The sequence below is a fragment of the Burkholderia anthinoferrum genome (assembly GCF_002925705.1).
GTDB classification, from domain to species: Bacteria; Pseudomonadota; Gammaproteobacteria; order Burkholderiales; family Burkholderiaceae; genus Burkholderia; species Burkholderia semiarida.
The window spans coordinates 154,099-174,546 of sequence record NZ_LFZP01000065.1; the positions used below are offsets into that span (position 1 = coordinate 154,099).

Below are 20,448 nucleotides of genomic sequence, written 5' to 3' on the forward strand. Positions count from 1 at the left end.
TGTCGCGGCGGTGCGCGCATCGCGGCCGGCGCGGCGCTCAGTCTAGGGAGGCCGCATGACGTCGACGTGATGAAGAAATGACATTGCATGTCGCGAACGCGACGTTGCATGCACAACGATTCATTCGAGCGCTTTGCGAGCTTGAAAACGGTAATAAATTACCGATCGCCGAGGGGCGGCCGGTCAGAATTTTCCGGATTCCGCGCGCGCGGTGCGAAGGCGTTTCGTTGCGGATGCAACCTGACGGACACGGCGTGACCCCGTGTTTCAAATGCGTGAAATCGGCTAAGCTCGATGCATTGCCGCGCGCGTGCGCGGTCCGCGCCATCGGCGCGACTTTTCGGACCCGGCCCACCCATGACCGATATCAGGATCCGGCACAGCGAGACGCACGACGTCGACGCGATCCGGCAGATCGCCGCGCACCCCGCGGTGTACATGAATACGTTGCTGCAGCCGTTTCCGTCGCTCGAAAAATGGCAGAAGCGGCTCGACGACATACGCGCGCACGGCGTGAGCCTCGTCGCCGAAATCGACGGCACGGTGGTCGGCCATCTCGGCCTGCGTCCCGAGCCGAATCCCCGCAGGCGGCACGCGGCGGCGCTCGGCATGATGGTCGACGCGGCCCGTCACGGGCATGGCATCGGCGGCCGGCTGCTCGCGGCCGCGATCGATCTCGCGGAGAACTGGCTGAACATCACGCGCGTCGAGCTGACCGTGTTCACCGACAACCGCGCGGCGATCGCGCTCTACGAGAAACACGGTTTCCGCATCGAGGGCGAATCGCCGGATTACGCATTGCGCGACGGCGTGCATGCGTCCGTGTATCACATGGCCCGGATCAGGGCGCGGCAATGAAGGGCCGGCCGTCGCGGACGTGACGGCACGCGCGGCCGTGCAGCCGCGCTGCCGCGCGTCATATTCAATCGAGAATTCGTTCGTTTTCCTTCGGCTGTATCCGTCGTATCGTCGAAAGATTTGCCGGCCGATTCGGCCGGCTTCGTTTCTCCGTATCGATGCCTGCGCGGCGCGGCATGTCGGCCGACTTCATCGTCATCGCTTCACGGCCCTCGTTGCCTGCGCGGCATCGCCCTGAAACCGTCTTTTTCAACGGAATCCGCTTCGATGAAAACCGTTCTCCGCAATCTCACCGCCGCCTGCCTGTTCGCCGCCGCCGGTGCGGCGCTTGCCGCTGCCACGCCCGCGGCCGCGCCGGCGGCGAGCGCATCGCCCGACGGTGCGCATCTGCCGCCCGGTATCGCGTGGCAACACGGCGACGTCGATGCCGCATTCGCGCTCGCGAAGCGCGAGGGCAAGCCGCTGCTGCTGTACTGGGGCGCGGTATGGTGCCCGTCGTGCAACCAGGTGAAGTCGACGATCTTCAGCCAGCAGGCATTCAAGACGCGCTCGTCGTTCTTCGTGCCCGTGTATCTCGACGGCGATACCGAAAGCGCGCAGAAGCTCGGCGAGCGTTTCAAGGTGCACGGCTATCCGACGATGATCCTGTTCCGTCCCGACGGCACCGAAGTGACGCGGCTGCCGGGCGAGGCCGATCTCGACCGCTACATGCAGGCGCTGTCGCTCGGGATGACGGCCGCGCATCCGGTGCGGCAGACGCTCGCGACGGCGCTGAAGAACGGCGCGTCGCTGACGCCGGACGACTGGCGCCTGCTGGCCGACTATTCGTGGGATACCGACGGTGCGCTGCCGGTGCCGGCCGATCGTGTCGCCGAGACGCTGCAGTCGCTCGCGCAACGCGCACGGGCGGCTGGCGCGAAAGCCGAATCGGCGCGCTTCGCGTTGAAGTCGGCGGTGGTCGCCGCGTCGGACGACCCGACGCAGGCCGGTGCGCTCGACAAGGCTGCGCTGGCCGATTCGCTGCGCACGGTGCTGCACGATGCCGCGCTGTCGCGCGCCGATTCGGACGTGCTGGTCGCGGCCCCCGCGCGCGTGGTCGCGTATCTCGGCGGCGACGACGCGCAGCGCACCAAGTTGCGCGGCGCATACGACGCGGCGCTCGCGCGCCTGTCGACCGACACCACGCTATCGTCGATCGACCGGCTGATGGCGCTGCACGGCCGCGTGCTGCTCGCGCGCGGCGACGCGCGCAGCGGCACGTCGCCCGCCGCACCGGCGGCGCTGGCCGACACCGCACGCAAGCAGATCGCCGCGTCGGTGCAGGGCGCGGCGAACGCGTACGAGCGGCAGGCGCTCGTCAGCGAAGGCGCGGACACGCTGACCGACGCCGGCCTGTACGACGAATCGGATGCGTTGCTGAAGGCCGAGCTGCCGCGTTCGTCCACGCCGTACTACTTCATGTCGGGGCTGGCCGCGAACGCGAAGGCGCGCGGCGACAAGGCGGCCGCGCTCGACTGGTATCGCAAGGCGTACGACGCGGCGAGCGGGCCGGCGACGAAGCTGCGCTGGGGCGCGACTTACTTTGCGAATGCGGTGGAACTGGCGCCGAACGATTCGGCGCGCATCGAAGGGATTGCCGCCAGCGTGCTCGCACAGGCCGACAAGACCCGGGACGCGTTCTACGGCGCGAACCTGCGCGCGCTGACCAAGGTCGTCACGCAGTTGAACCGTTGGCGCGGCAGCGGCGCGCACGATGCGTCGGTCAGGTCGGTCGTTAAGCAGTTCGACGGCGTGTGCGGGAAGTTGCCGGCGGGCGATCCGCAGGCAGCGGCGTGCGCGAAGCTGATCCAGCCCGTGAAGGCGTAACGACGCGTCGACGGATCGTCGAGCGGGCGGGGCGAACGATTACCGGCCCGACTCCGACGATGCGCCGCGGTCGCTGCCGTATCCGGCGTCGTGCTCGCGGGCAATTTTCGCTTCGGCCGATACGATGCTGGCCGGATAGAACCAGTCGCTCGACTGGAAGCCGGCCTGCTTGAGCGCCTTGACTTCGGCGTGGACCTGCGCGCGCGTGAGCGGCTGGTTCGACTGGGCCTGTGCGGCGAACGGGGCCGAGACGGCCAGGGCGATGGCAACGGCTTGGAACAGGCGCTTCATGATCGGGACCTCCGCGATTCCGGTAATTCGCGGCGCTTCGTTCGTCGAAGCGCCGCGCGACGTTGGAACCAGTGTAGGCCGCGGCGGGCCCGGGAAAAATGCGATCGCGCCCAACGCAGTGTTTTGCTGCGGGTAACAATGGGCGCGTAAGGGGCGAGGTCGTGCAATGGCGCCGGGCAGCCGCCACGCGTGTGCAGGCGCGGCGGCGTGAATTTGACCTGATTCGGCGGGCAGGGAAATGAAGTCGGACCGGATGCGCATTCCGGAATTGATTCCGGCGCGCATGCGGTCCGATCTTGAAAGACGGGAAGGCGGCGCACGAAGCGCCGCCCTGATGCCAACGCTTACACGAGCCCCGTCGCGTAGTACACGGCGATCACGAAGAACACCGCGAGCGTCTTGATGACGGTGACCGCGAAGATGTCGCGATACGACTCGCGGTGCGTGAGGCCCGTGACCGCGAGCAGCGTGATGACCGCGCCGTTGTGCGGCAGCGTGTCCATGCCGCCGCTCGCCATCGCGACGACCCGGTGCAGCACGTCCATCGGGATGTTGGCGGCCTGCGCGCCCTTGATGAACAGGTCCGACATCGCGGCGAGCGCGATGCTCATGCCACCCGACGCCGAGCCCGTGATGCCGGCGAGCGAGCTGACCGACACGGCTGCGTTGACGAGCGGGTTCGGGATGCTCTTCAGCGCATCGCTGACGACGAGGAAGCCCGGCAGCGCGGCGATCACGCCGCCGAAGCCGTATTCCGACGCGGTGTTCATCGCGGCGAGCAGCGCGCCGGCGACGGCGGCCTTCGAGCCGGCCGCGAAGCGGTCGCTGACGCGCTTGAATGCCGTCAGCACCACCAGCACGATACCGAGCAGCAGCGCGGCCTCGACCGACCAGATCGCGACGACGGTCTTGATCGACGTCGTGACCGGCGCGTGCACGCCCGGCAGCACTTCCGGCGCGACCGTGTACGACGCGGCGCCGTACCACTGCGGGATCAGCTTCGTGAACGCGAAGTTCGACACGCCGACGAGGATCAGCGGCAGGATCGCCAGCGCGGGGTGCGGCAGCGCCTTCGCCTCGACGCGTTCCGGTTCGTTGACGAGCGACGTGCCGTAGCCTTCGCCCTTCGCCATTGCCGAACGGCGCCGCCATTCGAGATACGCGAGGCCGACGACGATGATGAACAGCGAGCCGATCGTGCCGAGCGCGGGCGCGGCCCAGGCGGTCGTCTTGAAGAACGTGGTCGGGATGATGTTCTGGATCTGCGGCGTGCCGGGCAGCGAATCCATCGTGAACGAGAACGCGCCGAGGGCGATCGCGCCGGGCATCAGCCGTTTCGGGATGTTGCTCTGGCGATAGAGTTCGGCCGCGAACGGATAGACCGCGAACACCACGACGAACAGCGAGACGCCGCCATAGGTGAGCAGCGCGCATACCGCGACGATCACTGCATTCGCGCGCGAGCGGCCGATGTAGCGGATCGCCGCGTGAACGATCGACTCGGAGAACCCGGACAGCTCGATCACCTTGCCGAACACGGCGCCGAGCATGAAGACCGGGAAATACAGTTTGACGAAGCCGACCATCTTCTCCATGAAGATGCCCGAGAAAACGGGTGCGACGGCGGCGGGTTCGGTCAGGAGCACCGCGCCGAGCGCGGCGATCGGCGCGAACAGGATCACGCTGTAGCCGCGATACGCGGCGAACATCAGGAACGCCAGCGCGGCGAGGACGATCACGAAAGACAAGGGAGTCTCCTAAAAGCTTGGAATGGCTTTGGTTGTTGTTCGATCGCGCGGTGCACCGCGGACCAACTCGGGTTGGTGCAGGTTTCGTGCCATCGGGCGCATTGCGCCGCCGGACATGGGCCCGCCGACGGCCGGCGGGCCCGCGCCGGCGTAAGTCTGACGATTCTACATAAAACGTCTCCATCGGGAGACGTTTCGGCCATCCGGCCGACCCTCGAAATCATGCAGGGCTTTCCCGGACAACGCATTGCGGGGTGTCTCCAGAGTGAGATAATCCGTCTCGTTTCAGAGACAATCTGGCCGACGATAAATGGAGACGACGACACGATGATGAACGACTGGGCCCGCCTGCCCGTCAACTACGGCGACGTGCTGCGGCGCGCCGCCGAGTCGCTGTTCCGGACTTTCGAGGATTCGAGTGCGGGCACGGTGGTCGTCGATCGCGAGGCGCGCGTCGTGTGGATGAACGAGCGTTACGCCGCACGCTTCGGTTTCGCCGATCCGCAGCAGGCCGTCGGCCTCGACTGCGAGGCCGTGATTCCGAACAGCCTGATGCGCGAGGTCGTGTCGACCGGGCAGCCGATCCTGCTCGACATCATGGAGACGGGCCGCGAACCGCTCGTCGTCACGCGCCTGCCGTTGAAGAACGAGGCCGGCGAGACGGTGGGCGCGATCGGCTTCGCGCTGTTCGACCAGTTGAAGACGCTCACGCCGATTTTTTCCCGCTACGCGCAGCTTCAGCAGCAACTGATCGCGACGCAGCGCTCGCTCGCGCAGGCGCGCCGCGCGAAATACACGTTCGCGAGCTTCGTCGGCACGAGCGCCGCGAGCCTCGAGACCAAGCGCCAGGCGCGTCGCGCGGCGCAAGTCGATTCGCCGGTGCTGCTGCTCGGCGAGACGGGCACCGGCAAGGAACTGCTCGCCCACGCGATTCACGCGGCGTCGGCGCGTGCGCTCCAGCCGCTCGTGACCGTCAACGTCGCGGCGATTCCCGACACGCTGCTCGAAACCGAATTCTTCGGTGCGGCGCCCGGCGCGTACACCGGCGCCGATCGCAAGGGGCGCGTCGGCAAGTTCGAGCTGGCCGATCGCGGCACGCTGTTTCTCGACGAGATCGGCGACATGCCGCTGCCGTTGCAGGGCAAGCTGCTGCGCGTGCTGCAGGACAAGGAGTTCGAGCCGGTCGGCTCGAACCGGATCGTGCGGGCGGACGTGCGCATCATCGCCGCCACGTCGGCCGACCTGCCGGCGCTCGTGGCAGCCGGGCGTTTTCGCGCGGATCTCTATTACCGGCTGAACGTGCTGACGATCCACGCGCCGCCGCTGCGCGAACGCGCATCCGACATCGCGGCGCTCGTCTATGCGACGCTCGAGGAACTGGCGGCCCAGCACGGGCGCGCCGCGCACTGCGAGCTGACCGACGATGCATTGCGGATGCTGTGCGCGTATCCGTGGCCGGGCAACGTGCGCGAGTTGCGCAATACGCTCGAACGCGCGCTGATGCTGTCGGACCGTTCGGTGATCGATGCGCGCGCGCTCGCACCGTTTCTCGGGCCGGTGCGCATCTCGCCGGACGGTGCGGCGCCGGCGCAGCGGATTGCCGCGGTGCCGGCCGAGCAGCGCGCGGGCGACGCGTTGACGACATCCGGTGCGCCGGCCGTTTCGTATGCCGATGCACTGGCGGCGTGGGAGCGCCAGTTCCTGACCGATGCGCTGGCGGCTTGTGACGGGAAGGTCGTTGAAGCGGCCGCGCGCATCGGCATCGGCCGCGCGACGCTGTACAAGAAACTGGCGGCGCTCGGTATCGCCCGGTAGGCCGATCGGCGACGCCGATGCGGCCCGATGTAACGCATCGAACAGGAGTCACGATGAAGCAGATCGGCATCGCGGGGTGGCTGACCATGTTGCTGGCGGGCGCCGCACTCGCGCAGGCCGGCAACACCGACACGCCCGACGCGCCCGACACGCGGCGCAACTGGTACAACGATCCGTTCGTCGCGCTGTCGCGGGACGTGGCCGAATGCCCGTTGCCGCTCGGCCCGTGGATGACGCGCGCGGAGATGACGGACGATGCGCACTACCGCGCCGAACGCGGCACGACCTGCTGGCTCGCCCATCGCTGCACGAAGCCGAACTCGTACATGTATGACGCGTCGATCGCCGATGCGGCGAAGGCGCACTTTGCCGGCTCCGATCGTCTGCGCGGCACGAGCCTGTGGATCACCGTGCAGCGACGTTTCATCTACGTCGAAGGATGCGCGGATACGGCATTCGATCGCCAGGCGCTGCAACGCGAATTCGAGGCGCTTCCGGACGTCGAGCAGGTTTTCATTCGCATCACCGACGATCCGCGCAAGCGCTTGCCGTACAAGGCGCGCGGGCAACCCGACCGCACGCCGGACTGACGGCCGAACGGCTGCCCATGGCATACTCGCGACATTCAAAAAAAGGTTGACGGGAACAACAATGAAACACATGCTTGCGTCGGTCTGTCGGTGGCCTCGGGCGGCCGTGATGCTGGTTCTGGTTGCCGGGCTCGGCGGGTGCGGTGGCGGTGCTCCGCTGTTCACTTCGGACGGGCGTCCGACCACGCAGGTGCAATGCACCGGCAGCGACTGGAGCAATTGCACGGACAATGCCCGGGCCATGTGCAACGGAGATTTCGACGTGATCCAGCAATCGACGGATGACGCCGTGCGAAATCTTCTCTTCGCATGCAAGAAGAAAAGCGGTTATTGATCCCGAAATGACCGGCTGAGGAGACCACGATCGGGCGAAGCGCTTTTCTGTTTGCTTGAGTCACTTGTTTTTCACGAATAACACTCACGGAGTCCCATCCATATGGCGACCTACAGGCAATTGACCGCGCAGCTCGAACGGCTTCAGCAAAAGATCGACAAGGAACGTGAAAAGGCGATCGCCGACGCGATCGCGACGATCCGCGCGAAAATCGACGAATACGACATCACGCCGGAAGAGCTCGGTTTTCGCCCGGCAGGAGCGGCGGCCGCCGCTGCCGCCGCGAAGCCCAGGCGCACCTTGCCGCCGAAGTACCTGAACCCGAAGACGGGCGAAACCTGGAGTGGCCGCGGGCGGGCGCCGGCATGGCTCGGCAAGAATCGCGGACGTTTCCTGATCAAGGACTGACTCCCGAAAATCCTCACCTTTCGCGTGTCGACCGACGGTGCGAATGGCCATGCGGCCTTCGCACCGTTTTGTTTTTGCGCGCGCGTCATGCGATTTTCCCCGACGGATTGAGGTGCGCCGCCGCGCAATTAACGGATACCGCTTTGCGAATTTGCCGCGATCCGACTGCATATCGCGGGGAATTTGCGTAAACAACCGCGTAATGGCGCAGCGCACGCGCATTGGCATTCGCCATTTTCGCGGTGCATGCATGACGCGGATTTTCATCACCGTTCGCGTGGTGGCGCGGTATGTCGTGCGATTCCCGAAGATACTCACCATGGCTCCTGTAAATCCTCACCTTTGAGAAAGCGGCTGCAGCGTCGTGCCGCGTTGCGTGCATCGTGCGAGCGGCGCTGCGATGCCGGGCCGCATGTGGTGCAGGCCCATGGTGCGGGCATTGACGTTCGTCGAATAGTCGGCCGTTCGGCATATAGGCAGTCGCGGGCGCTTCGCCTATGCTTGGAGTTCGCGTCGATCGGCGCATGGCCTGCCCGGCCGCATGCCGATCGTGTCGTCTTTCGTCACCGCAGGGAGCCGATGTGACCGTTCGCCATCTCGATGCATTGTTCCAGCCCAGGTCCGTTGCGGTCGTCGGCGCGTCATCGCGCGCGGGCAGTATCGGCGCGATGGTGTGGTCGCGCGTGCTCGACGGCGCGTTCCAGGGGCCCGTGTGGCCGGTCAACCCGAAATATCGCGAGCTGGACGGGCATGCGGTCGTCTCCGATGTCGACCGGTTGCCCGCGCCCCCGTCGGTTGCCGTGATCTGCACACCGCCCGCGACCTGGGCCGGCATCGTGCGCAAGCTCGGCGAGCTCGGCACGCGCGTCGCGGTGATCGTCGGCGAGGCGCGCACCGATGCCGATCGCGCCGCGGTCGATCGTACGCTGAAGGCGGCGAAGCCGTTCGTGCTCCGTATCGTCGGGCCCGGCAGCCTGGGCGTGTTGTCGCCCGCGCGGCATGCGCATTTCGGCGCGCCTGCGTATACGGCGCGATCGGGCGGCGTCGCGTGGGTGTCGCAATCGAATGCGTTGACGAACGCGGTGCTTGGCTGGGCCGATGCGCGCGGCCTCGGCTTTTCGCATGTCGTCGCGCTCGGCAGCGAATCCGACGTCGATGCGGGCGACGTACTCGACTATCTGGCAAGCGACCCCGGCACGCGCGCGATCCTGCTCGAACTCGATACCGTGCGCGCGGCGCGCAAGTTCATGTCGGCCGCGCGCGCGGCCGCACGCAACAAGCCGGTGCTCGCGTTGCGCACCGGCCGGGCCGACCCCGGCGACGCGCTGTACACGGCGGCGTTCCAGCGCGCGGGCATGGTGCGCGTCGATGCGCTCGACGATCTGCTCGACGAAATCGAGACGCTCGGCGTCGGCCGTGTCACCGCGCGTGGGGCGGCGACGCTCGTGACGAGCGACGCGGGCGTGGCGAAACTCGCGGTCGATGCGGTGGCCGAGGTGCGCGACGTACTGACAAACTGGTCGCCCGCGGCAACGTCGGCCGTTGCTGCCGCGCTGCCGCATCTCGCGGCACCCGGCAACCCGCTCACGTTGGGCGACGATGCGCGCCCCGAGCATTTTGCCGAGGCGATCAAGGCGCTCGCTCCGTTTCCGCAGACGGGCACGCTGTTCGTCGTTCATTCGACTTCGCACAGCGCGCCGGCCGATCGGGTCGCGCGCACGCTGATCGACTCGCGGCAATACGCGCATCGCGGCATCCTCGCGTGTTTCTTCGGCGCGGTCGACGCGGCGACGCGCGACGCGCTGCACGCGAACGGCATTCCGGTGCATACGACGCCGCAGCGGCTCGCACGCGCGTATGCGCGTCTCGTCGACTACAACCTCGGGCGCCAACTGCTGATGCAGACGCCGGAAGGCGCGCCGCTGCAGCCGGCCGAGTGCGTGGCATCGGCCCAGGCCGATGCGCGCCGCATGGTCGAAGCCGGTCAGCATGAACTGGCCGGCGAAGCCGCGCTGCGCTGGCTGTCCCGTTTCGGTCTGCAGGGCGAGCAGCCCGACGAGCCGGCCGGCAAGAAAATCGTCGATATCACGGTCGACATGTACGACGATTCGAACTTCGGTCCGGTGTTTCGCTATGCCGTGCCGCCCGCGGACGGTGTATCGGCGCCGTTCGTCGTCTACGGCCTGCCGCCGCTGAACACCGTGCTCGCCCGCGCGGTGATGGAGCGCTCGCCGTATGCGCGCAGCACGCCCGTCGAGCCCACGCTCGATGCGCTGACTGCGCTGTCGCAGGCCGTTTGCGACGTGCGTGAAGTCGTGGCGATGTCGGTCACGCTGCGCGTGCTGTCCGACCGCGCATGGGTAATCGCGCCGCGCATCACGCTGGCTTCGGGGCGCAGCCGGCTCGCGATCATGCCGTATCCGCGGCACCTCGAGCAGACGCTCGAGTGGCACGGCGAGACGGTGACGATCCGCCCGATCCGTCCGGAGGACGAAGCCGCGCACAACGAACTGCTCGGTGCGATGACGCCGGAAGATCTGCGGATGCGTTTCTTCGGCGCGGTGCGCAGCTTCGATCATTCGCAGGTGGCGCGCATGACGCAGATCGACTACGACCGCGAGATGGCTTTCATCGTGTCGTTTACCGATGTGTCCGGGCGCGACCACACGCTCGCGGTGGTGCGCGCGGTGGCCGATCCCGACAACGAGACGGCGGAGTTCGCGATCGCGGTGCGGCCCGACCAGAAGGGCAAGGGGCTCGGCCGGCTGATGATGACCCGCATCATCGACTACGCACGCTCGCGCGGCACCGCCTGGATGGTCGGCGAGGCGCTACGCGAGAATTCGGCGATGATTTCGCTCGCGAAATCGTGCGGTTTCGAGGTGTCGACGACGGAGGAGCCCGGTGTCGTGGGTTTCAGGATGAAGTTGCAGCCGTAGGCGTCGGTCCGCGCCCCGACGCTGAAGGGTGAGCGCATGGCGTCGAGGCAGCGATGTTTCGCCATGCCGGAATTTCGATCAGGAATGCAAAGAAGTTGAAAAATCATCCCGGATGAAGCGCTTGCCAACGTGTCGAGCCTGTCGATCGCGGCGATATCGCGAGGCACGGATGAGGTCGGGAGATGCGCACCAGCGTGCTGCGATATTCGTCTTGCGCCGCCGTTTCAAGCGATGTGCTCGCAAATATTCGCGGCCATATGCCGGCCTCGCGGATTCATAGCCATCACGAAGGTGAGACAGGTGAGATTTTTCGGGAGCAGTGAGGGAGCTTTTCCGGGACAGCGTGGTGAGCCGATACGGGAGCATTCGGTGAGCTTTCCCGGGAACGGCCGGTGAGCACCTGCGGGAGGTGCCGGTGAGCCTTTCCGGGGCGCTTCGGTGAGCACTTGCGGGAGCAATCGGTGAGAATGTTCGGGAGGTGTCAGTCAGCGTCTCGGGGCGCCTTGGGTGAGGTTTTCCGGGAGGCGGTGGTGAGCGCTTGCGGGATGCCGAGGTGAGCTTTTTCGGGAGCATGCGAATGCACGGCTCCCGCGGGCGCGGCGCCGGCCGATGCCGGCGTCATGCGCGGGTGCAGGCACGCAGGAAGCGTGCCCGCGATGACATTCACGCGGTGAGTTTCGACGCCGCGTCGTTCACCTGATCGCGCGAAATCGCGAGTTCCTCGAGGTGCGGATCGGCATAGACGGCGCCGGTTTCGCGCTCGAGGCGGGCGATCGTCAGCGCACAGCGCGCGGTGTCTTTCGGCATCGCGATGAAGCGCTTGACCGATTCGCCGGACGTGAACGCGTCGAAGAGTGCGCCGCGCACGTCGTCCGGAAGCGTCTTGGTCCACTGGTACGGCTTGCCGTTGAAGGTGATCGACGGCGGTAGCGTGCGTTCCTTCTTGGTCGCCGTGATGAGCCCGTACGTACGGGCCGCGTCGCCGATCTGCTCCGGCGAGAAGAGTTCGTCAGGCGTGATGTCGAACTGCTCGATGTAGTTCTCGATCGCCTGCATCGCGGCGGCGCGATCGTCGCGCTTCTTCTGTGCGCGCGCGACGATATCGCGCAGCTCGTCCGCTTCCTCGGGCGTGATCGTGAAGCTTGCCTGCTTCTGCTGAAGTTCGGAGAAACGCTGGAATTCTTGATCGTTCAGAAGTTTGGCCATGACATCCATCGGACACGACGGCCGCGACAACCGGCCGCCGTAGTTTTTGAGAGGGCCGCTATTCTAGCGTAGCGCCGCGGGCGCCCGATGCGACATCGCGCACCGGCCGCCGCACGGGCGTCGCGCGCAACCGGAGCCGGCGCCGCTTCGCGTTGCCCGGTGCGCGTTGCCGGCTATCCCGCGCGTCAGCAGGTCTCGGTGCGGCACATCGACAGATGGGCGGCCGTGTCGCGCAGTGCGCCGACGACCACGTCGACGGACGGCGCCATGTGCGCATCGATCCGGCGCATGTATGGGCAGGTCAGCACCGCGATTGCATGGCCGGCCGGCCCGAGGATCGGCACGGTCAGGTCGGTCACGCCGTACGCCTGGCGGCTGTCCTGGCGCAGATAGCCGGACTGCCGGATCGACTGGCACGCAGTCGCGAGCTCCTGTTCGTTCAGCGGCGCCTCGCCCTTGACCTTGCGGTGCTCGGCCAGCATGTGCGCGCGTTGCTCGGAGCCCTGGAACGCCAGCATCATGCGCCCCGACGCCGTATCGGCGAGCCCGACGCGCGAGCCGAGCCGGACCGACACGCCCCACGGGCCGGGCCCGTCCACCTGCGCGATCACGAGCAGGTTGCCGCGATCGTAGACGGACAGATGGCACGACTGCTCGGCGGCATCGGCAAAGCGTTGCATCGGCGGCAGCGCCTCGGCGATCAGCCGGTTCATCGGCGGATGCCGGTGCGCCAGCGCAAACAACTTGAGGCTGAGCGTGTAACGGTCGCCGCCGGTCGAACGCATCACGTAGCGGCGCGCGACGAGGCGTTCAAGCATCCGGTAGATTTCGCTCGCGTTACGGCCGAGTTCCTTCGTGATTTCGGTGCGGGTGAGTCCTTCCTTCTGCTCGGACAGGAGTTCGAGAATGTCGAGGCCCTTGTCGAGCGCGGGTGCGCGATAGCGGTCGATAGCGGCCATCGATTCCCGTGCGTCGCAGCCGGGAAGCGGGTCGTTGGTTGTCTGCATTGTCGGTGTGAGGTTGGGGGATTACTCGATCGATTGGCGACGCACGCTGGCCGGTTCTGCACGCGTAGAGGGCGGCCCCGCGGATGGCGATGAAAGCCATCCGTACGAGCTTAGCAATAAACATACAGTGTGCAATGCAGCGTCTTTTTACTGATCATTACCGGAAAAGAACGGATGGGCAAACGTTTCCGATGACAGGGGCACCCCGAATAGCCAGTATTCATGCACCGATGGCAGGCGCCATTGCGAATGGCGGCCGAGCCACCGACGCCGGTGCAGCGCGTGCTGCGTCGCAGCGTCCGCGGGTGCACCAATAGTCGGTATCCGTCGCGCGTCATTTCACGGCGCGCGGCCGATGGTACAAAGGGTTGCGGGCCAGCGACGGCGCGGCCGCGCGTGCAGCCGGCCGCATGGGGCGGCACGCGTCGCGCGTGCCGGGCCGTCGTCGCCGATGCGCGGACCGGCGGCCGCCCGTTCGATGCGCGCCGTCCTTGCGTATGGCGCCGCGATCGCTGCGCCCGCGCGACCCCCGCGCGTCGACGGCATGCCGCATGCGGCGCCGACGCGCGCAATCGACGATCGACCATCAGTCCGGTGCGCGGCTGCGGAAGGCCGCGCCGGCCGGTATGCTGTCCCATTCGACAACAGAGGTTAAGCACGATGAAACTGCTTCGCTATGGCCCGTCCGGCCAGGAAAAGCCCGGCATCCTCGACGCGGCCGGCCGGATTCGCGACCTGTCCGCACATGTACCGGATCTTGCCGGCGACGTGCTGTCCGACACCGGTCTCGCGCGGCTCCGCGCGATCGATCCGGCCACGCTGCCGCTCGTGTCCGGCGAGCCGCGCATCGGCGCATGCGTCGGGCGCGTCGGCAAGTTCATCGGCATCGGCCTGAACTATGCCGATCACGCCGCCGAAGCCGGCATGCCGGTGCCGAAGGAGCCGGTCGTGTTCGGCAAATGGACGAGTTCGATCTGCGGCCCGAACGACGGCATCGATATCCCGAAGGGCTCGGTGAAGACCGACTGGGAAGTCGAACTCGGCGTCGTGATCGGCGCGACATGCAAGGACGTCGACGAAGCGCGCGCGCTCGATTACGTCGCGGGCTACTGCGTCGTCAACGACGTGTCCGAGCGCGAATGGCAGATCGAACGCGGCGGCCAGTGGGACAAGGGCAAGGGTTTCGACACGTTCGGCCCGATCGGCCCGTGGCTCGTCACGCGCGACGAAGTGCCCGATCCGCAGCGTCTCGACCTGTGGCTCGACGTCGACGGCCATCGTTATCAGAACGGCAACACGCGCACGATGGTATTCACCGTCGCGCAACTGGTCGCCTATCTGTCGACCTGCATGACGCTGCAGCCGGGCGACGTGATCACGACCGGTACGCCGCCGGGCGTCGGCATGGGCGTCAAGCCGTCGCCGGTGTTCCTGAAGGCCGGCCAGACGGTGCGCCTCGGGATCGAAGGGCTCGGCGAACAGTTGCAGCGCACACGCAACGCGCAATAAGCGCGTGCGCGGCGGGCGCTGGCCGGAGGGCGCAACCCGTCCGCGCGTGCCGGTCACGCGCTTCGACATGTCGGCCCGGCCGCCGTCGGTGGCGGCCGCGAACCGAACGACGATGCAGCCAGCGCACGCCCGTTATTAGCGTGAACAGGCCCTAAACCAACGGCCCGATTCCGCGCGATGCGGAATCGGGCCGTTGTCGCTCGTCGGCGTCCGCACGAAGCGGATCAAACGACGTTGTCCAGCTCGCAATGCGCTTCGAGCCGATATCCATCGGGATCGACGACGAACGCCGCGTAATAGCCGGGGCCGTAGTGCTCGCGCTTGCCGGGCCCGCCGTTGTCCTTGCCGCCGTGCTCGAGCGCGGCGCGGTAGAACGCATCGACCTCGGCCGGCGACGCGGCCTTGAACGACAGGTGCATCCCCGATTCCGGATCGGCGGCGACAGGGCGAGCCGCGTGCTGCAACCACAGCTCGGGCTCGGTCGCGCCGTACCCGATGGCGCTGTCGTCGCTATACAGACGCTTGTAGCCGAGTGCGCCGAGCGCGTTGTCGTAGAAGGTGCGGCTGCGGTCGACGTGGGCAACGCCGAATGAAAGGTGATCGATCATCTGTGGCTCCTTGAACGGAAGGGGACGTTAGTGCGGCAAACCTGCTCAAAGGCACCATGCCAGCCGCTTGTAGCGAAGCGCGCCGAGCGTGCTGTCGTCGTACGCGCGGCCGGCCGCGGTGTGGATAACGCTGAACGAAAGGCAATCGATCATCTGTGTCTCCTTGGATTGAAGGGGCGTCAGTGCAATCAACCTGTTTTTAACCACCATGCAGGTTATGTTAGAAATCGCTCGAGCGCTTGTCAACCGGCATGGTGGTTAGATACGATCGCGTCATGAACAAAATGCAACCTTCCGTCACGACCGACTGCCTGGTCCCGGCGCCGCCCGATACGCTGAGCGTCGATTTCGCGAACACGCTGTACTGGCGCGGCAGCGATCCGCCGACGGAAACCTTCGCCACGATGGACGACCTGCTGGTGTGGTGCCGCGAGCGGGCCGGCGTGCCGGCCTGCCTGACCGACGCATGCCGCGTGCCCGACAAGGAGAAAGACAAGAGCGACGCGCCGCCGATGCTTGCGCGGGCGCTCGCATTGCGCGAGGCGCTGTACCGGCTGTTTCTTGCACAGGCGGAGCAACGCGAGCCGCAGCCCGACGATCTCGCGCTGCTCGGCGGCTTTCTGGCGCAAGCGTCGCCGCGCGTTGCGCTGGCGCGCGTCGATGGCCGCTATGCGTGGCGGGTCGACGCGTCGAGCGCGACGCTCGCGGGGTTGTTGAGCCCGGTGCTGTGGTCGGCGATCGACCTGCTCGGCGGCGCGCGGCTCGCGAAGGTCAAGCGCTGCGCGAACGATGCATGCCAGTGGCTGTTCATCGACGACAGCAAGAACGGCAGCCGCCGCTGGTGCTCGATGTCGTCGTGCGGCAATCGCGCGAAGGCGTATCGCCACTACCACAAGGCCGAATGACGGCGCGGCTGGCGCCGCCCGAACCTATTTCGCCGACAACTTGCGCCACAGCGTCGTCTTGCTGATGCCGAGCATCGCGCAGGCGCGGTCGCGGTCGCCGCCGCACGCGTCGAGCACCGCGCGGATCTCGTCGGCTTCCGCGCGACGGCGGCGCGCCTGCAGGGTTTGCGCGTCGTCGGCGTCGGCGTCGGCCGTATCGGGCCGCGCGGCGAACAGCTCGGGCGCGATCACTTGCAGCGCGCCGGGTGCGAGCGCCGCGCACGGGGCAGCCGGATCGCTTTCGTCGACTTCCTCGGCCAGCTCGACCGCGATCCGCTCGACCACGTTCTGCAGTTCGCGCACGTTGCCCGGCCAGCGGTAGCGCGCGAGCGTCGCCTGCGTCGCGTCGAGCACGCGCAGCGCGTCGTCGGTGTCGCGCACGCGTTCGGCGAGACGCGGCTCGCGCCGCGCGGCCTGCACGAGCAGCGTCGCCGCGAGCGCGGGAATGTCGGCCGCGCGCTCGCGCAGCGGCGGCAGGCCGATGTTCAGGATGTTGAGCCGGTAATAGAGATCCGCGCGGAACGTGCCGGCCTCGACCGCCGCGAGCAGCGGCCGGTGCGTCGCGGCGATCACGCGCACGTCGATGCGGATCGGCTCGGTCGAGCCGAGGCGGATCACCTCGCGCTCCTGCAGCACGCGCAGCAGCCGGCTCTGCAACGACGGCGGCATCTCGCCGATCTCGTCGAGAAACAGCGTGCCGCGGTGCGCGGCCTCGAACAGGCCGGTCTTGCCGCCGCGCCGCGCGCCGGTGAACGCGCCCTCCTCATAGCCGAACAGCTCGCTCTCGAGCAGCGCTTCCGGAAACGCGCCGCAGTTGACCGCGACGAACGGGTAGCTACGCCGCGCGGACAGCGCATGCAGGCTCTGCGCGATCATTTCCTTGCCGGTGCCGCTTTCGCCGAGCACGAGCACGGTCGCGTCGGATTTCGCGTAGCGGCGCACGAGGTCGCGCACGCGCGTCATCGGCGCCGAGGCGCCGACCACGTCGTCGAGCGCATAGCGTGCGGCGAACTGCTGCGTGGTCGGTTGCGAGCGCAACGCGCGATCGAGCCGTTCGACCGCGCGCGATTCCTGGAACGTCAGCACGCTGCCCGACGTGACGCCGCGATCGACGAGCGGCCCACGATGCACGACGTAGCGCACGCCGCGCACGGTCGCGAGCGCGTCACCGTCCTCGCCACGGAGCGTGCGCAGCTCGGGCCGCAGGTCGACGAGCGCGCGGCCGACGGCCGCCGCGGGTTCGACTCCGAGCGCCGACGCGAGCCGCTCGTTGATCGCCTCGACGCGGCCGTGCGCATCGAGCGCGACCACGCCGTCGCGCAAGTGCTGCAGCAGCGTGTCGAGCCGCTGGCGGCGAAAAGCCTCGGCGTGCGTCGCGTACGCGACCTCGAGCGCCGTCTCGACGGCCTTGCGCACCGACGCATGCGAATACAGGAACACCGCGCCCATGCCGGCGCTGGCCGCGAGATCGGTGACGAGGCCGGGGCCGACGATCGTCTCGATGCCGCGGTCGCGCAGGTCGTGCACGCAGGCTTCCGCTTCCTGCGCGGACTGATATGACGCAAACTGCACGTCGAGGCCGTATGCGGCGACGAAGCGGCGCACTTCGGGCGGCGTTTCGCCGGCGCTGACGAGCGCGATCCGCGCGGCGTCGCGCCGCGCGCGGGCGAGCGCCTGCATCACGTCGAAGCCGGTCGGCGACACGACCACCACCGGCACCTGCGCGCGCGTTTTCAGGAAGCCGCCGTTCGAGCCGGCCGCGACGATCACGTCGGGCCGCGCGGTGCCGGCTTCCGCGATGGCGCTCAGCGCATCTTCATAGGCACGCGTGACGATGCGCACGTCGGCGCGTTCGTCGAATTCGCCGGCGATCTCGCGAAACAGCTCGCGCAGCCGGCTGATGCCCATCGCCCAGATGCGCGGGCGCACCGTGCGGTCGGCCGGGCCGACGGGCTTGGTCGAAGAGAGGTCCATGACGGTCGATTATGCGCGTGCGATTCCATTTTTGAAACACCAAATTGCCGAATTGAAATCGACGGCCGATGCAACGCCCACGGCCGTTGCTTAAGAATCAGTGGGTTAGCGACATTCCGCAAGCTGGCCCGGTCCTTGCTGTTATCAGGCATTCCATCAGGAGGCCGTTCATGAGCAATACGCATCTTCAGAGCGCCGGCGCGAAGTTCCGCGCGGCAGTCGCGGCCGAGCAGCCGCTGCAGGTGGTCGGCGCGATCACCGCGTACGCGGCCAAGATGGCGCAGGCCGTCGGCTTCAAGGCCGTGTACCTGTCGGGCGGCGGCGTCGCCGCGAACTCGCTCGGCATCCCCGACCTCGGCATCAGCACGATGGAAGACGTGCTGATCGACGCGACCCGGATCACCAACGCGACCGACCTGCCGCTGCTGGTCGACATCGACACGGGCTGGGGCGGCGCATTCAACATCGCGCGCACGGTCCGCTCGTTCATCAACGCCGGCGTCGCGGCCGTGCACCTCGAGGACCAGGTCGGCCAGAAGCGTTGCGGCCATCGCCCGGGCAAGGAAGTCGTGCCGACCGAGGAAATGGTCGATCGCGTGAAGGCCGCGGTCGATGCGCGTACCGACGACCAGTTCGTGATCATGGCGCGCACCGACGCGGCCGCCGCGGAAGGGATCGACTCGGCGATCGAGCGCGCGGTCGCGTACGTCGAGGCCGGCGCGGACATGATCTTCCCGGAAGCGATGAAGACGCTCGACGACTACCGCCGTTTCAAGGCCGCGGTGAAGGTGCCGATCCTCGCGAACCTGACCGAATTCGGCTCGACGCCGCTGTTCACGCTGGACGAGCTGCGCGAGGCGAACGTCGACATCGCGCTGTACTGCTGCGGCGCGTATCGCGCGATGAACAAGGCCGCGCTGAACTTCTACGAAACGCTGCGCCGCGACGGCACGCAGAAGGCGGTCGTGCCGACGATGCAGACGCGCGCCGAGCTGTACGACTTCCTCGGCTATCACGAATACGAACGCAAGCTCGACGAACTGTTCGCGCAGGGCAGGAAGTAACGCGGCCCGCACCCCCGATACCCATTGGAGAAGGAAAACATGAGCGAGACGAAAGACGCAGCAGCACCGGCCGCCGCAGGCGCATTCAAGCCGAAGAAGTCGGTGGCGCTGTCGGGCGTGACGGCCGGCAACACCGCGCTGTGCACGGTCGGCAAGACCGGCAACGATCTGCACTACCGCGGCTACGACATTCTCGACGTCGCCGAATCGTGCGAATTCGAGGAAATCGCGCACCTGCTCGTGCACGGCACGCTGCCGAACCTGACCGAACTGGCTGCGTACAAGACCAAGCTGCGCGCGCTGCGCGGCCTGCCGAGCGCGCTGAAGGCCGCACTCGAACAGATCCCGGCGTCGGCTCACCCGATGGACGTGATGCGCACCGGCGTGTCGGTGCTCGGCACCGTGCTGCCCGAGAAGGACGACCACAACCTGCCGGGCGCGCGCGACATCGCCGATCGCCTGATGGCGTCGCTCGGCTCGATGCTGCTGTACTGGTATCACTTCTCGCACAACGGCAAGCGCATCGAGACGGAAACCGACGACGACTCGATCGGCGGCCACTTCCTGCATCTGCTGCACGGCAAGGCGCCGTCGAAGTCGTGGGTCGAGGCGATGCACACGTCGCTGATCCTGTACGCGGAGCACGAATTCAACGCGTCGACGTTCACGGGCCGCGTGATCGCGGGCACGGGCTCGGACATCTACTCGGCGATCACCGGCGCGATCGGCGCGCTGCGCGGGCCGAAGCACGGCGGCGCGAACGAAGTCGCGTACGAGATCCAGAGCCGCTACAGCTCGCCGGACGACGCCGAAGCCGACATCCGCCGCCGCGTCGAGAACAAGGAAGTCGTGATCGGCTTCGGCCACCCCGTCTACACGATCTCCGATCCGCGCAACAAGGTGATCAAGGGCGTCGCGCACAAGCTGTCGAAGGAAGCGGGCGACCTGAAGCTGTACGACATCGCCGAGCGCCTCGAATCGGTGATGTGGGATGCGAAGAAGATGTTCCCGAACCTCGACTGGTTCAGCGCGGTGTCGTATCACATGATGGGCGTGCCGACCGCGATGTTCACGCCGCTGTTCGTGATCTCGCGCACGTCGGGCTGGAGCGCGCACATCATCGAGCAGCGCATCGACAACAAGATCATCCGCCCGAGCGCGAACTACACGGGCCCGGAAGACCTGCAGTTCGTGCCGATCGAGAAGCGCTGAAACGCCCGCCGCGCGCGCCGGCGCCCGTGATGCGGGCGGCCCGCGCGTGCGGCGCGTCATTCCCCGAATTCCGCC

The 20,448-nt window shown here is 67.3% G+C and carries 17 protein-coding genes; 11 read left to right on the top strand and 6 right to left on the bottom strand.

Translation table 11 applies throughout. The features are described 5' to 3' along the window. The first annotated feature begins 357 nt into the window (after positions 1 to 357). Together C5F75_RS32075 and C5F75_RS32080 are read left to right on the top strand one after the other, a co-directional pair. The gene (locus C5F75_RS32075; RefSeq protein WP_059581756.1) at positions 358 to 858 is read left to right on the top strand and encodes a GNAT family N-acetyltransferase; all 501 of its coding nucleotides are present in this window, start codon (positions 358 to 360) and stop codon (positions 856 to 858) included. Between the two features lie 267 nt (positions 859 to 1,125). Further along, entirely contained in the window at positions 1,126 to 2,724 is a 1,599-nt protein-coding gene (locus C5F75_RS32080; RefSeq protein WP_104013304.1) for a thioredoxin family protein, read from the top strand. Positions 2,725 to 2,763: 39 nt separating this feature from the next. On the opposite strand, the gene C5F75_RS32085 is transcribed toward C5F75_RS32080, so the two are convergent. Both C5F75_RS32085 and C5F75_RS32090 read right to left on the bottom strand, forming a co-directional pair. Continuing rightward, the gene (locus C5F75_RS32085; RefSeq protein ID WP_059582185.1) at positions 2,764 to 3,015 is read right to left on the bottom strand and encodes a DUF4148 domain-containing protein; all 252 of its coding nucleotides are present in this window, start codon (positions 3,013 to 3,015) and stop codon (positions 2,764 to 2,766) included. Positions 3,016 to 3,359: 344 nt separating this feature from the next. Further along, a complete protein-coding gene (locus C5F75_RS32090) occupies positions 3,360 to 4,763 on the bottom strand; it encodes a GntP family permease (protein ID WP_059581760.1) in 1,404 nt (467 codons plus the stop codon). 327 nt (positions 4,764 to 5,090) lie between these two features. Between C5F75_RS32090 and C5F75_RS32095 the strand changes: the two genes are divergently transcribed. The 5 genes from C5F75_RS32095 to C5F75_RS32115 all read left to right on the top strand — a co-directional run bounded on the left by C5F75_RS32095 (position 5,091) and on the right by C5F75_RS32115 (position 10,849). After that, positions 5,091 to 6,578, top strand: coding sequence for a sigma-54 interaction domain-containing protein (locus tag C5F75_RS32095; RefSeq protein WP_059581763.1), 1,488 nt, complete (start codon positions 5,091 to 5,093; stop codon positions 6,576 to 6,578). Between the two features lie 53 nt (positions 6,579 to 6,631). Next, positions 6,632 to 7,168 (top strand): BON domain-containing protein, encoded by a 537-nt coding sequence (locus tag C5F75_RS32100; RefSeq protein ID WP_059581764.1) that lies wholly within the window; start codon positions 6,632 to 6,634, stop codon positions 7,166 to 7,168. 61 nt (positions 7,169 to 7,229) lie between these two features. Then, positions 7,230 to 7,502 carry a hypothetical protein gene (locus tag C5F75_RS32105; protein ID WP_059608900.1) on the top strand — a complete coding sequence of 91 codons (273 nt, stop codon included), beginning with the start codon at positions 7,230 to 7,232 and terminating at the stop codon, positions 7,500 to 7,502. Between the two features lie 102 nt (positions 7,503 to 7,604). Then, positions 7,605 to 7,910, top strand: coding sequence for an H-NS histone family protein (locus C5F75_RS32110; RefSeq protein WP_059581767.1), 306 nt, complete (start codon positions 7,605 to 7,607; stop codon positions 7,908 to 7,910). 581 nt (positions 7,911 to 8,491) lie between these two features. After that, positions 8,492 to 10,849 carry a bifunctional acetate--CoA ligase family protein/GNAT family N-acetyltransferase gene (locus tag C5F75_RS32115; RefSeq protein ID WP_059581770.1) on the top strand — a complete coding sequence of 786 codons (2,358 nt, stop codon included), beginning with the start codon at positions 8,492 to 8,494 and terminating at the stop codon, positions 10,847 to 10,849. 663 nt (positions 10,850 to 11,512) lie between these two features. On the opposite strand, the gene C5F75_RS32120 is transcribed toward C5F75_RS32115, so the two are convergent. Both C5F75_RS32120 and C5F75_RS32125 read right to left on the bottom strand, forming a co-directional pair. Beyond that, complete coding sequence (locus C5F75_RS32120) at positions 11,513 to 12,064, bottom strand: hypothetical protein (protein WP_059581772.1); 552 nt, start codon at positions 12,062 to 12,064, stop codon at positions 11,513 to 11,515. Positions 12,065 to 12,240: 176 nt separating this feature from the next. Then, positions 12,241 to 13,062 (bottom strand): IclR family transcriptional regulator, encoded by an 822-nt coding sequence (locus C5F75_RS32125; RefSeq protein WP_104013305.1) that lies wholly within the window; start codon positions 13,060 to 13,062, stop codon positions 12,241 to 12,243. A gap of 660 nt (positions 13,063 to 13,722) precedes the next feature. Between C5F75_RS32125 and C5F75_RS32135 the strand changes: the two genes are divergently transcribed. Then, the gene (locus C5F75_RS32135) at positions 13,723 to 14,571 is read left to right on the top strand and encodes an ureidoglycolate lyase (RefSeq protein ID WP_104013306.1); all 849 of its coding nucleotides are present in this window, start codon (positions 13,723 to 13,725) and stop codon (positions 14,569 to 14,571) included. A 224-nt stretch (positions 14,572 to 14,795) separates the two neighbouring features. Here C5F75_RS32135 and C5F75_RS32140 read toward each other — a convergent pair whose 3' ends face one another. Next, positions 14,796 to 15,179 carry a VOC family protein gene (locus tag C5F75_RS32140; protein WP_059581780.1) on the bottom strand — a complete coding sequence of 128 codons (384 nt, stop codon included), beginning with the start codon at positions 15,177 to 15,179 and terminating at the stop codon, positions 14,796 to 14,798. 251 nt (positions 15,180 to 15,430) lie between these two features. Between C5F75_RS32140 and C5F75_RS32145 the strand changes: the two genes are divergently transcribed. Beyond that, positions 15,431 to 16,084: a CGNR zinc finger domain-containing protein gene (locus C5F75_RS32145; protein ID WP_060317879.1), complete on the top strand. Its 654-nt coding sequence runs from the start codon at positions 15,431 to 15,433 to the stop codon at positions 16,082 to 16,084. Positions 16,085 to 16,108: 24 nt separating this feature from the next. On the opposite strand, the gene prpR is transcribed toward C5F75_RS32145, so the two are convergent. After that, the gene (gene prpR, locus C5F75_RS32150) at positions 16,109 to 18,097 is read right to left on the bottom strand and encodes a propionate catabolism operon regulatory protein PrpR (RefSeq protein ID WP_104013307.1); all 1,989 of its coding nucleotides are present in this window, start codon (positions 18,095 to 18,097) and stop codon (positions 16,109 to 16,111) included. A gap of 170 nt (positions 18,098 to 18,267) precedes the next feature. Between prpR and prpB the strand changes: the two genes are divergently transcribed. Together prpB and prpC are read left to right on the top strand one after the other, a co-directional pair. Further along, a complete protein-coding gene (gene prpB / locus C5F75_RS32155) occupies positions 18,268 to 19,161 on the top strand; it encodes a methylisocitrate lyase (protein ID WP_059581788.1) in 894 nt (297 codons plus the stop codon). A 39-nt stretch (positions 19,162 to 19,200) separates the two neighbouring features. Next, positions 19,201 to 20,373, top strand: coding sequence for a bifunctional 2-methylcitrate synthase/citrate synthase (gene prpC / locus C5F75_RS32160; RefSeq protein ID WP_059644323.1), 1,173 nt, complete (start codon positions 19,201 to 19,203; stop codon positions 20,371 to 20,373). The last annotated feature ends 75 nt before the right edge of the window (positions 20,374 to 20,448 follow it).